Annotated in this window: 14 protein-coding genes; 8 read left to right on the top strand and 6 right to left on the bottom strand. The window is 72.1% G+C overall.

Features of this window, described 5'->3' with window-relative positions:
* Window positions 1–28: 28 nt before the first annotated feature.
* Both IE257_RS02075 and IE257_RS02070 read left to right on the top strand, forming a co-directional pair.
* Complete coding sequence (locus IE257_RS02075; RefSeq protein WP_189963912.1) at window positions 29–763, top strand: class I SAM-dependent methyltransferase; 735 nt, start codon at window positions 29–31, stop codon at window positions 761–763.
* Entirely contained in the window at window positions 760–1842 is a 1083-nt protein-coding gene (locus IE257_RS02070; protein WP_189963910.1) for a prenyltransferase/squalene oxidase repeat-containing protein, read from the top strand. The genes IE257_RS02075 and IE257_RS02070 overlap by 4 nt, the downstream gene beginning before the upstream one ends.
* 4 nt (window positions 1843–1846) lie before the next feature.
* Here the strand turns inward: IE257_RS02070 and IE257_RS02065 are convergent, their stop codons facing one another.
* A complete protein-coding gene (locus tag IE257_RS02065; protein WP_189963908.1) occupies window positions 1847–2149 on the bottom strand; it encodes a hypothetical protein in 303 nt (100 codons plus the stop codon).
* 179 nt (window positions 2150–2328) lie between these two features.
* Between IE257_RS02065 and IE257_RS02060 the strand changes: the two genes are divergently transcribed.
* Window positions 2329–2898, top strand: a complete 570-nt coding sequence (locus IE257_RS02060) for a hypothetical protein (protein WP_189964744.1) — start codon at window positions 2329–2331, stop codon at window positions 2896–2898.
* A 516-nt stretch (window positions 2899–3414) separates the two neighbouring features.
* On the top strand, window positions 3415–3840 hold the full coding sequence (locus IE257_RS02055; protein WP_189963906.1) for a hypothetical protein: 426 nt from the start codon (window positions 3415–3417) through the stop codon (window positions 3838–3840).
* An 11-nt stretch (window positions 3841–3851) separates the two neighbouring features.
* Here IE257_RS02055 and IE257_RS02050 read toward each other — a convergent pair whose 3' ends face one another.
* The 4 genes from IE257_RS02050 to IE257_RS02035 all read right to left on the bottom strand — a co-directional run bounded on the left by IE257_RS02050 (window position 3852) and on the right by IE257_RS02035 (window position 7676).
* Window positions 3852–4862 (bottom strand): LLM class F420-dependent oxidoreductase, encoded by a 1011-nt coding sequence (locus IE257_RS02050; protein ID WP_189963904.1) that lies wholly within the window; start codon window positions 4860–4862, stop codon window positions 3852–3854.
* A 99-nt stretch (window positions 4863–4961) separates the two neighbouring features.
* The gene (locus IE257_RS02045; RefSeq protein WP_189963902.1) at window positions 4962–5795 is read right to left on the bottom strand and encodes a DUF5336 domain-containing protein; all 834 of its coding nucleotides are present in this window, start codon (window positions 5793–5795) and stop codon (window positions 4962–4964) included.
* Between the two features lie 151 nt (window positions 5796–5946).
* Entirely contained in the window at window positions 5947–6945 is a 999-nt protein-coding gene (locus IE257_RS02040; protein ID WP_189963899.1) for an N-acetylmuramoyl-L-alanine amidase, read from the bottom strand.
* Between the two features lie 89 nt (window positions 6946–7034).
* Entirely contained in the window at window positions 7035–7676 is a 642-nt protein-coding gene (locus IE257_RS02035) for a class I SAM-dependent methyltransferase (protein ID WP_189963897.1), read from the bottom strand.
* 206 nt (window positions 7677–7882) lie between these two features.
* On the opposite strand from IE257_RS02035, the gene IE257_RS02030 reads away from it, so the two are divergent.
* From IE257_RS02030 to IE257_RS02020, 3 genes are read left to right on the top strand one after another with little or no spacing between them, the layout of a single operon-like run.
* On the top strand, window positions 7883–8731 hold the full coding sequence (locus IE257_RS02030) for a helix-turn-helix domain-containing protein (protein WP_189963895.1): 849 nt from the start codon (window positions 7883–7885) through the stop codon (window positions 8729–8731).
* Complete coding sequence (locus IE257_RS02025) at window positions 8691–8957, top strand: DUF397 domain-containing protein (protein ID WP_189963893.1); 267 nt, start codon at window positions 8691–8693, stop codon at window positions 8955–8957. The genes IE257_RS02030 and IE257_RS02025 overlap by 41 nt, the downstream gene beginning before the upstream one ends.
* A gap of 36 nt (window positions 8958–8993) precedes the next feature.
* On the top strand, window positions 8994–10631 hold the full coding sequence (locus IE257_RS02020; RefSeq protein ID WP_189963892.1) for a serine/threonine-protein kinase: 1638 nt from the start codon (window positions 8994–8996) through the stop codon (window positions 10629–10631).
* 28 nt (window positions 10632–10659) lie between these two features.
* Here IE257_RS02020 and IE257_RS02015 read toward each other — a convergent pair whose 3' ends face one another.
* A complete protein-coding gene (locus IE257_RS02015; RefSeq protein WP_189963890.1) occupies window positions 10660–11250 on the bottom strand; it encodes a hypothetical protein in 591 nt (196 codons plus the stop codon).
* Window positions 11251–11392: 142 nt separating this feature from the next.
* Between IE257_RS02015 and IE257_RS02010 the strand changes: the two genes are divergently transcribed.
* Window positions 11393–12226, top strand: coding sequence for a PIG-L family deacetylase (locus IE257_RS02010; protein WP_189964742.1), 834 nt, complete (start codon window positions 11393–11395; stop codon window positions 12224–12226).
* The last annotated feature ends 64 nt before the right edge of the window (window positions 12227–12290 follow it).

Here is a 12290-nt window from a genome sequence, read left to right as displayed (position 1 = left end):
ACCCCCGCGACCGCGAAGGCAGGACCCCGTGCTGACCGTCGATTTCTCCCGGTTCCCGCTCGCCGCAGGCGACCGCGTACTCGACCTGGGCTGCGGCGCAGGCCGGCACGCCTTCGAGTGCTACCGGAGAGGCGCCCAGGTGGTCGCCGTCGACCGCAACGGCGAGGAGATCCGCGAGGTCGCCAAGTGGTTCGCCGCCATGAAGGAGGCCGGTGAGGCCCCGGTCGGCGCCACCGCCACCGCCATGGAGGGCGACGCGCTCGCCCTGCCCTTCCCCGACGACTCCTTCGACGTCGTCATCATCTCCGAGGTGATGGAGCACATCCCCGACGACAAGGGCGTGCTCGCCGAGATGGTCCGCGTGCTCAAGCCCGGCGGGCGCATCGCCATCACCGTGCCGCGCTACGGCCCCGAGAAGATCTGCTGGGCGCTCTCCGACGCCTACCACGAGGTCGAGGGCGGCCACATCCGCATCTACAAGGCGGACGAGCTGCTCGGCAAGATGAAGGCCGCGGGCCTCAAGCCGTACGGCACGCACCACGCGCACGGCCTGCACTCCCCGTACTGGTGGCTCAAGTGCGCCTTCGGCGTCGACAACGACAAGGCGCTGCCCGTCAAGGCGTACCACAAGCTCCTGGTCTGGGACATCATGAAGAAGCCGATGGCGACGCGGCTCGCGGAGCAGGCCCTGAACCCGCTCATCGGCAAGAGCTTCGTGGCGTACGCCACCAAGCCCCACCTTCCCGTCGGCGCCACCCAGTGAGCACGCCCGGGCGCACCGAACACCTGGTCCTGGACGGCGTACTGACGGCCGAGCAGGCCGCCCTGACGGTGGCGGGCATCCTCGCCGCGCAGCGCGCCGACGGCGCCATACCGTGGTTCCGCGGGCACCACCTGGACCCGTGGGACCACACCGAGGCCGCGATGGCGCTCGACGCGGCCGGTGAGCACGAGGCCGCGGACCGGGCGTACGCCTGGCTGGCGCGCCACCAGAACCAGGACGGCTCCTGGTACGCGGCTTACGCCGACCGGCCGGACGGCGTGGACACCGAGGAGCCGCAGGACACGAGCCGCGAGAGCAACTTCACCGCCTACATAGCCGTCGGCGTGTGGCACCACTACCTCTCCACCGGCGACGACACCTTCCTCGACCGCATGTGGCCGGCCGTCTACGCGGCCATGGAGTGCGTCCTGACGCTCCAGCAGCCGGGCGGCGAGATCGGCTGGAAGCGGGAGGCGGACGGCACGGCCGTCACCGACGCCCTGCTCACCGGCTCCTCCTCCATCCACCAGGCGCTGCGCTGCGCCCTGGCCATCGCCGAGCACCGCGAGGAGCCGCAGCCCGACTGGGAGCTCGCGGCGGGCGCGCTGCGGCACGCCATCTGGCGCCACCCGGAGCGGTTCCTCGACAAGAACCACTACTCGATGGACTGGTACTACCCGGTCCTCGGCGGGGCCCTGACCGGCTCCGAGGCCAAGGCGCGCATCGACGGGCGCTGGGACGAGTTCGTGGTCCCGGACCTGGGCGTGCGCTGCGTGCTGCCCAACCCGTGGGTGACGGGCGGCGAGTCCTGCGAGCTGGCGCTCGCGCTGTGGGCGACGGGGGAGTCGGACCGGGCGCTGGAGATCCTGCGCTCGATCACGCACCTGCGCGCGGACAACGGCATGTACTGGACGGGCTACGTGTTCCAGGACGACGCCGTCTGGCCGGTCGAGCAGACCACCTGGACCGCGGGGTCCCTGCTGCTCGCCGTCGCGGCGCTCGGCGGGGACGAGGCCACCACCGAGGTGTTCGGCGGGGCCTCGCTCCCGGCCGGGCTGGAGCCGGACTGCTGCGGCTGAGCGGTCAGCGGCGGTAGAGCCAGCCGGCTATGGCATGGCCGACCAGGAGGTAGGTGACGGCGGCGATGCCGTAGCCCACCACGACCTGGACCCATTCACGGCTGAAGGTGAACAGGTCGTAGGACCAGGTCGCGAGCCAGGAGGCGACGTCGTGGATGAGGTCGACCAGGGCGTTGCCCTGGTTGGCGTCCAGGAAGTACAGCAGGACCCAGAGTGCGATCACGAAGGCGAGCACGTCCGCCACCAGCGCGACGGCACGGCCTGCCTGACTGCTTCCTCGGGTGCGTGCTCGAGTGTGAGTGCTCATACGGCCCGTGTTGCCGCCTTGAGGTGTCGTAAACCCGAACGGGTTCCCCCGGTGGCGGGGCCGGGGGACGGGAGTGAGGCTGCGGAGGACGCCTCAGTCCCCGGAGGGAAACCGTGTCCGTACCCACGACCGTCCGATTCCGCCGCGCCGTCACGGCGGTGGTCCTGTCCACCGCGCTGATGGTCGGCGCCACCGCATGCGGCAGTGGCGGCGGCGGGCCGCGCGAGGAGCTCTCCGCCGCGTCGATGGGGGAGCTGGCGGCCCTCGCGGCGGCGGAGCCCGTCGCCGCCGAGGCCGACGAACTGGCCGCGGTGACGCCGTCTCCCAGCACGTCCGCGGAGAAGCAGAAGTTCGCCAAGACCCGGTTCGTCGCCAACGCGAGCCTGGCGGCCGGCGCGACGTACCAGTGGATCGTGAAGCCGTACCGCGCGGGCAAGTTCAAGAAGGGCGCCAAGGGGCGCACCTTCGCGCTGATCAAGGCGGGGCTGGCGGGCGCGTTCGCGTACAACCGGCTGAAGGCGGCGACCCAGAACGCGAAGGGGGACCCGCTGCTGGCGAAGGCGGTGGCCCCGCTGGCGGCCGGCATCGAGTCCCTGAAGGGGCTGGGGAGCAAGCTCCGCAAGGGGCAGGCGGGTGACGGTGACATCGACGCCTTCGACAGCGTCATCAACAGTGTGAAGGGAGCGGGCCAGAGTGCGGGCGCGCCGGTGACGGACAAGGTCCCGAGCGCGTCGCAGCTGGGCGGTTAGCCCCCGGCGGTGCGGGTTCCGTTCCGGGTGCGGCCCGGCCCGCCGGGGCTCCGCCCCGGACCCCGCGCCTCAAGCGCCGGCGGGGCTGGGTTTGGCTTCGGGTGGGGCGGTGCCCCTCCGGGGGCTCTCCTCGGCTCGCGCCTGCGGCGGTGGTTCTGCCGTACGGCCTGGGTTGCGCGCTCGTCCTGCGGGGAGCCCCCGGAGTGTCACCGCCCCACGGCCCCCGGGTAGGTCTGCCGGGGTGGGGGTGCGGCGACGGTGGGGGGTGTCCCCGCAGGCGACGCGGATCCACCCCCGCCCGGCATCTCCGTACCGCTGAGTCCGCAAGCCGAGGAGACACCCCCCGGCGGCGCCGCGCCCCCACCCCCGGACCCGACCCCGCCCGGGCGGCACACCCCAGCCCCGCCGGCGCTTGAGGCGCGGCCACCGGGCCGCACCCGGAACGGAAACCCGTACCGCCCGGCCAGGGCAAAGGCCACCGGGGCGCAGTCGGACGACCCCTGGTTCAATGGGTGGGTGATCGAGATCGTGGTGGTCGGGCTCGGCGTCGTCGGGGCCGGGTGGCTGCTGCGGCGCAAGCATCGTGCGCGGGTGGCGGCCGGACCCGTGCCCGGGATTCCGTGCATGGTCCGGGTCCCGGCCGGCGCGGGCAGGTGGCGGCCCGGGCGGGTGTACGCCGAGGACGGCGCGGCCCGGTGGGTCCCGCAGCGCGGGGAGGCCGTGGAGTTGCCCGGCGGCCGGGCCACCGGCGTGCGGATGCCCTCCGTGAAGGAGGGGATCTCCATCCACCCCGGCTCGCGCATCGTGACCTGCTCCTACGACGGCGACGGCGACGGCGACCGCGGCGGCAGCATCGAGATCGCCGTCATGCCGCTGGACGTCCGGGAACTGCTGGCCGCGGTGCCGCAGGCGGAGGCGGAGGCGGAGCCGGACACCCCGTAGACGGTGGGCCCCTAGCTGTTGAGTTCCGCCAGGACGCGCAGCGTGTGCGGGTCCGGGGCGGTGAGGAGGAGGTCGGTCACCGGGCCCTTGCGCCAGAGCTCCAGGCGTTCGGCGATCCGTTCCCGGGGGCCGATGAGGGAGATCTCGTCGGCGAACGCGTCCGGCACCGCCAGGACCGCCTCCTCCTTGCGGCCCGCGAGGAACAGCTCCTGAATGCGCCGGGCCTCCTTCTCGTAGCCCATGCGGGCCATCAGGTCGGCGTGGAAGTTGCGGGCCGCGTGGCCCATCCCGCCGATGTAGAAGCCGAGCATCGCCTTGACCGGCAGCAGCCCCTCCGCGACGTCGTCGCAGACCTTGGCACGGGCCATCGGCGCGATCATGAAGCCGTCGGGGAGGTCGGCGAGGGAGGCCCGGTAGACGTCGGTGCGGGTCGGCGACCAGTACAGGGGCAGCCAGCCGTCCGCGATGCGGGTGGTCTGGGCGATGTTCTTCGGGCCCTCCGCGCCGAGGAGGAGCGGCAGGTCCGCGCGGAGCGGGTGGGTGATGGGCTTGAGGGGTTTGCCGATGCCGGTGCCGTCGGCGCCGCGGTACGGGTGGCTGTGGAAGCGGCCGTCCAGGGCGACGGGGGCCTCGCGGCGCAGTACCTGGCGGATGACGTCCACGTACTCGCGGGTGGCCGTGAGCGGGCTGGAGGGGAAGGGGCGCCCGTACCAGCCCTCGACCACCTGCGGCCCGGACAGGCCGAGGCCGAGCATCATCCGGCCGCCGGAGAGGTGGTCCAGGGTCAGGGCGTGCATGGCGGTGGCGGTCGGGGTGCGGGCGGCCATCTGGGCGATGGCCGTGCCGAGGCGGATCCGCGAGGTGTGCGCGGCGATCCAGGTCAGCGGGGTGAAGGCGTCCGAGCCCCAGGCCTCGGCCGTCCACACCGAGTGGTAGCCGAGGTTCTCGGCCTCGGTGGCGAGGTCGAGGTGGGCGGGACTGGGGCCGCGGCCCCAGTAGCCGAGTGCGAGTCCGAGGCGCATCTGCGGTCCCTTCAGAATCTGACGAGGCGTCAGGTGACTGTAGGGCAACCGCCCCCCGCCCGGAAGGGCGGGGGGCGGTCGGCCGGGTCCGGGGCGCGGTCAGCCGCGCTGGATGCCCGAGGTGTCGTTCAGGACGCCGCGGCGTCCGTCCTGGGTCTGGGCGATCAGGGTGGCCGCGCCACGCTGCTCGACGGCCAGGTACCAGGTGCCGGGCGCGAGCTCGGCGATCGGCGACGGGGAGCCGTCCTCCCCGTAGAGCGGACGGGCCACCGGCACCGCGAACCAGAACGGCGTGAAGTCCGCCGCCGGGGCCGGGGCCGGGGTCTGCTGCGAGTCCTGCGGACCGGGGCCCGGGTTCGGGCTGCCGCCGTACGGCGGGACCGGCTGCGGGGTGGAACCGTACGGGGTCTGCTGCTGCGCGCCCGGGTAGCCGTACCCGGCGCCCGGCTGCGGCTGGCCCGGCTGGCCCGGCTGGCCCGCGTACGGCGGGACGGCGGCGGGCTTCGGCTCCGGCACCAACTGCCCGGCCAGCGCCGGGATCTTCGCGCCGGCCACGGCCACGCCGGCCAGGACCAGCGTGGCGAGGAAGGCGAGGATGGAGCCCGCGCCCAGGTCGAGCAGGGTCGGGCAGGTGATCAGCGACCACAGCGCCGACCAGGCGGCCGAGACGGCGAGAACGGTGCCCCACGCCGACAGCGGCAGACCGAGGACCTTACGGGTCTCCGGCTGGAAGCGGGCCGCGATCAGCAGGCCCGCGGCGACGAAGCCGATCAGGAAGACGCTGGGGAGCACCAGGTGGTAGGAGTCGGTGTCCCACGCGCTCGGCAGGTCGCTGTTGGTCGCGGAATAGAAATCGAGGAACGAGGCGATGAACAGCAGCGCCGCTGCTCCGATCACCACGCCGTCGCCTCGAGTGAGGGAGCGGATGTTCACGTCTCAGGTGTCCTTCTCGGTCTCGGTCGTCTCGTGGTGCCGCGGTCGCAGAGCATGCCTGCAGCGGGGCGGGCGGCACCATCGTACGGAGGTTTCCGGCGGCCGAGATGATCGGGTCGGCGGGCGGTCCCGCCGGGCTCCCCGAGGAGGGCTACCCGCCGAGGAAGCCGACGATGCCGTCAGCGATGCCCTGGGCCGCCTTCTGCCGCCACTCCGGACTCGTCAGTTGCGCCGCGTCCTTGGCGTCACGCATGTTGCCGCATTCGATGAACACCTTGGGCTGAGTTGACAGGTTCAGTCCGCCGAGGTCGTCGCGGACCACCAAGCCGGTGCCGCTGCCAAGGTAGTTGGCGGGGGCGGAACCGGTGGTCCGGGCGAAGTTCCCGGCGATCCGCTCGCCGAGTTCCCGGGACGGCGCGACGATCTTCGCGGTATCGGCGGCACCGCCCTTGACCTTGGCCGGAAGAATGACGTGGAAGCCGCGGTTGCCCGCCGAGACCCCGTCGGCGTGGACGGAGACGACGGCGTCGGCCTTCGCCTCGTTGCCGATGCGGGCGCGCTCGGTGATGCAGGGGCCCCAGGGACGGTCGGCCTGGTGCGTGAGGACCACCTTGGCTCCCTGGGCCTCCAGCGCGGTCCGCAGGCGCCGGGAGACGTCGAGGGTGAAGTCCGCCTCCTTGTAGCCGGCGTTGGTGGTGGTGCCGGTGGTGTCGCACTCCTTGCGGGCCGTGCCGATGTCGACCTGCTGGTCGATCTCGTCGGTGTGGTTGAAGTTGCCGACGTTGTGGCCGGGGTCGACGACCACGGTTTTGCCGGTGAGCGGGCCCTTGGCGGGTGCGGGCGCGGGCGCGGCGGCCGGGCTGCTCGTGCTCGCACTGGGGCTCGTACTCGCGCTCTCGCTCGGGGTGGAGCCGGGCTTCGCGTCCCGCTGGCCCGGTGACAGGGCCGAGTGGGAGGCGGGCTGCGGCGCCGAGCGGACCCCGTCCGACCCCGACCCGGCGAACGCCTGGGTCAGGACCCAGCCCGCCAGAGCGGCCGGCGCGAGCGCGGCCACCCCGACGACGAGCGTCGAGCGTCGGGTGAACCAGGGCCGGTCCGGGTTCACGGAGGAGCCGGACTCGGGGGGCGGGGGGCTGTCGTCATTGCGCACGCGGCGATGCTAGACCGCCGAGCGGTCGCCCGGCCGGACCCTGAGCCATCCGAGGGCGTGGTGTGATTGTCGGTCTGCCGCTTGTCGGCTCAGATACCCGCGCCCGTGCGGCGCAGCACGCGCAGGGAGTCGGTGACGGAGATCTCCTCGAAGGCGCCGGAGGCGAGGGCCCGCAGGTAGATCCGGTACGGGGCCTGGCCGCCGTCGGCCGGGTCCGGGAAGACGTCGTGGATGACGAGGGTGCCGCCCACCGCGACGTGCGGGGCCCAGCCCTCGTAGTCGCCGCTCGCGTGCTCGTCGGTGTGGCCGCCGTCGATGAAGACGAAGCCCAGCTCGCCGCCCCAGGTGGCCGCCACCTGCGGGGAGCGGCCCACGATTGCGATCACGTGGTCCTCCAGCCCGGCCCGGTGCAGGGTCCGGCGGAAGGTCGGCAGCGTGTCCATCAGCCCGATCTCCGGATCCACGACCGTCGGGTCGTGGTACTCCCAGCCCGGCTGCTGCTCCTCGCTGCCCCGGTGGTGGTCGACGGTGATCGCGGCCACGCCGGCCTCGCGGGCCGCGTCGGCGAGCAGGATGGTGGAGCGGCCGCAGTACGTACCGACCTCCAGCAGCGGCAGCCCGAGCGCCCCGGCCGCGGCGGCCGCCTCGTACAGGGCGAGACCCTCCCGTACGGGCATGAACCCCTTGGCGGCCTCGAAGGCGGCGAGGGTCTCCGGCTTGGGGGTGGCCATGGTTCCTCCGGCGGTGATCGTGTGTGGCGGCCCATGGTGCCTTACCCGCTGGTAGGACGCTACGGCCGGGGTGGAGTGCGTCGCTTTCCGACCGAGCGTGACCGCTTGCCCGGTTCGGGATACCGGAGCGCACGGGGCTGATTACGCTCGGCGACAGGGCGAAACGAACGCCGAACGCACAGCGTGAACTTGGGGGTGACCGCCTCATGGTCAAGATCCGCGAGCTCGATCCCAGCGCCTCGCCGTTGGACTACTACGGCTACGAACTGCGGCGGCTGAGGGAGCAGGCCGGGCTGAAGCAGGCGCAGCTGGGCGAGATCATCTTCTGTACGGGCTCCCTGATCGGCCAGATCGAGACGACGAAGCGCGTGCCGACCCGGGACTTCTCGGAGCGCGTGGACGCGGCGCTGGGCACCGGCGGGGTGTTCTCGCGACTGGTGGGGCTGGTGTTGCGGAGCGTGCTCCCGACGTGGTTCCAGGCGTACGCGGAGATGGAGGCTCGGGCCACCTACCTCTCCACCTATCAGGCGCAATTGGTGGATGGACTGCTGCAGACGGAGGCATACGCCCGTGCGGTGCTGGGGGTGTGGAGTGAGGGCGACCTTGATGTGAAAGTGGGCGCCCGGATGGAGCGCCAGCGAGTACTCGACCGCGAGATTCCGCCGCTGATGTGGGTGGTGATGAGCGAGGCCGTGCTGCACCAAGAGATCGGCGGCCGGGAGGTCATGCGGAATCAACTTGCTCACTTGTTGGCCCAGCAGAGGCGGCAGTGGGTGCAGGTGCAGATCCTGCCATTCGAGGCGGGTGCCCATGCTGGGCAGCCGGGTTCGTTCAGTCTGATGCGGTTCGACGGCGACCCGGACATCGTCTATACCGAGGACTTCGTGCAGGGCTATATGACGGCCAATCCTCAGGCTCTCAGGGAAGGTTCGCTCCGTTACGATCACTTGCAGGCTGCCGCGCTCTCCGTAGAGGAATCGGCGGTCCGGATCGCCCGAGTAATGGAGGAACGCTATGGAGATCATCCAGAACCTGACGGGCGCACGATGGCGTAAGTCCTCGTACAGCTCTGATACCGGCGGCCAGTGCGTCGAGTGCGCCCCCCTCGGTGACACCGGCTGGCTCAAGTCCTCGTACAGCGGGGACACCGGCGGTGATTGTGTCGAGGTCGCCGCTCAGCCGTGTCTCGTCGCCGTGCGGGACTCCAAGGACCCCGAGGGTCCTGTTTTCACCGTCCGGCCCGCGGCGTTCGAGGCCTTCGTGAGGTCCGTCTCGGTATGATCCGCTCCCTGCCGAGGGGGAGGGAGTCGGGGGGACATGGAGCACGTGGGGCCGGCCGGTCCGACGCATGTGGGGCCGTTCAAGGTGGCCGGTGTGCTCGGCCAGGGCGGGATGGGGCGGGTATTGCTGTGCGCCGGGCCCGACGGGCGGCTCGTCGCCGTCAAGCAGGTGCTCGCGCACTTCGCCGACGACGAGGGCTTCCGGGCCCGGTTCCGCCGTGAGGTGGCCGCCTCGCGCAAGGTCTCCGGTGCCTATACGGCGGCCGTGATGGACGCCGACCCGGACGCGCCGACGCCGTGGCTCGCCTCGGTGTTCGTGGCCGGGCCCTCGCTGGGCGCCGTGGTCAAGAAGGACGGGGTGCTGGACGGGGCCGTCGTCCACCGGCTCGCGGCCGGGTTGGCGTCGGCGCTCGCGGAGATCCACCGGGCCGGGCTGATCCACCGGGACCTCAAGCCCGACAACGTGCTCCTCACCGAGGACGGGGTGCGCGTCATCGACCTCGGGATCGCCCGGGCGACCGAGGGCGAGTCCGACGGCGACACCGGGCTGACGCGCACCGGGTGGGTGATCGGCTCGCCCGCGTTCATGTCGCCCGAGCAGGCCGAGAGCAAGCCGCTGACGCCGGCGAGCGATGTGTTCTCGCTCGGTTCGATGCTGGTCATGGCGGTGACGGGCAACAGCCCCTTCGCCGGGACCTCGACCCTCCAGACGCTCTACGACGTGGTGCACTCCGAACCCGACCTGAGCGCGCTGCCCGCCGGGCTGCGCGGGATCGTGGAGCGGTGCCTGGCCAAGGACCCGGCCGCCCGGCCGACCCCGGCGCAGCTGCTCGAACTCCTCGGGCCGGTCGCTCCGGCCGGTCGGCAGTGGCCGCCCGCCGTGTACCGGATGCTGGCCGCGCAACGGGCGGACATCGACCGGTTGTTCTCGGGCGGAGAGCCGGTGGCCGACACGATTGTGGCACCACCGGATCCGGATCCGGATCCGGATCCGGATCCGGAGCCCGAGCTGGAGCCCGCGGCCGTTGCGGATCCCGGGCCCGTGGACGCGGTGGTGGAGCGCGCGGACGGGGCCACGAAGAGCGACCCGCCCGTCGTCCCGCCCCGGCCGACCGTCCCGCCGGGACCGGTCCCGCGGATCCGGCAGCGCACCGTGGCCCTGCTGGCCGCCGGGGTACTCGTCGCGACGGGCGTCGGCGTGGGTGCGTACGTCCTGGACCGGGACGTGAGCGACTATCCCACCGCGTACGCCGACGTACCGGTCTGCCGGGAGGTCTCGCGGAACTTTCCGCTGACCGGGCGGGAGCCGAAGGACGACTTCCACAGCGGGGGCGCCAACCAGGCCCACACGATGTGCTCCTGGTACTCGGTCGAGCCGACCGAGCGGCGGACCGCCCTGGTCCGCTGGGACGTCAAGCGGGGCGGCGACGACGTCGCCAACGCGAAGCTCCAGCAGACCGGTTTCGCGGCGGATGCAGCCGGGGGCCGGCGGGCGAACGGCCTCGGGTTCGGCGACGGGGCGTACTGGGACTCCGCCGACTCCGAGTGGACCTGCGCGCTCTCCGTCCGGCAGGGCAACCTCGTCGTATGGGTCGGCCTGTACCGCCCCGGAGGCTGCGAGGCCAAGGCCAAGGAGGTCGCCAAGGCGGCGCTCGCGGCGGTGCCCGGCTCCTGAACTGCGGCGTCGGCGGCGTTTCCGGCTCTCAGTCGAAGATGTCCAGGACGTCTGTCCAGGCTCCGCCGTCGCCGCCGGCGGAGCGGGCCCGCATGGGGCGCGGATCCGGGTAGGTCTCCGCCGAGGCCCTCGCGCGGACGATGTCCGGCCCGCCGCACGCCCCTACCGCGAAGGCGCCGAAAACCTTGGCGAACGCGGCCGGGTCGCGGATCTCCACGCCGAACGCCCGGCCGTCCGAAAGCGGCACCCACAGCACCCGGACGGCCCGCGGCCACTCCGACACCGGCCGCTCGTCCGCGGTCGAGTACCCGTCCAGCCACAGCCGTGCCACGTGCAGCAGGTTCACCTTCTCCATGGGCAGCCGCTTGCGCCGCACGCGCAGTTCACGCGTCGTGAGCGTGAGCTGCTGGTCCTTCTTCGGGTACCAGACGACGCCTATCCCGAACGGCGCCCACAGCAGGATCCCGATCATCGGCCAGGTCACGGCGTCGCCCCACGATCGGATCAGGCCGCCGTCCAGCAGGTACAGGGCCCCGAAGACCAGGGCCCACTTCGCCGTCATCCGCCAGAACCCGCTGCCCTGCCGGTACAGGACCCGCCGCTTCGTTGTCATTGCCATGCCCCGCACGCTATCCGCCTGGAGGCCGGCCCCGGCGGGCCGTGTCGTCGCGCCGGGAACAGGCGGTCCGGCCAGCAGCGTTGTACCGACCGGGGGTCCGTGCAGGCCGGACCCGCACATGTCTCTTCAGGAGGACTCCTTCATGACCGACCGGCCCTTGACGCTCATGGCAGTGCACGCCCACCCCGACGACGAGGCCACCGGGACCGGAGGGGTCCTCGCGCGGTACGCGGCAGAGGGCATCCGCACGGTGCTCGTGACGTGTACCGACGGCGGTTGCGGTGACGGGCCGGGGGGTGTCAAGCCGGGTGATCCCGGGCACGATCCGGCGGCCGTCGCCTCGTTGCGCCGACAGGAACTGGAGGCGAGCTGCGAGGTCCTGAAGATCAGCGATCTGGAGATGCTGGACTATGCCGACTCCGGGATGATGGGCTGGTCCAGCAACGACGCCCCCGGATCGTTCTGGAAGACCCCCGTGGAGGAGGGCGCCGCCCGACTCGCGGAACTCATGCGGCACTACCGGCCCGATGTGGTCGTCACCTATGACGAGAACGGCTTCTACGGCCACCCCGACCACATCCAGGCCCACCGCATCACGATGGCGGCGCTGGAGATGACCGAGCTGACACCGAAGGTGTACTGGACGACGATGCCCCGCTCGGGGATGCAGCGGTTCGGGGAGATCATGCGCGAGTTCCATGAGGACATGCCGGAGCCGGATCCCGCCGAGACCGCCGCGATGGCCGAGATCGGCCTCCCCGACGACGAGATCACCACGTGGGTGGACACCACCGCGTTCAGCGGCCAGAAGTTCGACGCGCTGGCCGCGCACGCCAGCCAGGGCGAGAACATCTTCTTCCTCAGGATGGGCAAGGAGAGGTTCGGCGAGTTGATGGGCATGGAGACCTTCGTACGCGTCCAGGACGCCACCGGCGCGGCCGTGCCCGAGAACGATCTCTTCACCGGCCTGCGCTGACCCACAAGTCGATCCGAGCACTCATCTGACCTTCCGTCAGATTGGAACGTGTTCTAGTCTGCCG

It is taken from the genome of Streptomyces avidinii, from assembly GCF_014650695.1.
In the GTDB taxonomy this organism is placed as follows: domain Bacteria; phylum Actinomycetota; class Actinomycetes; order Streptomycetales; family Streptomycetaceae; genus Streptomyces; species Streptomyces avidinii.
This window is presented reverse-complemented; position numbering and strand designations above follow the sequence as displayed.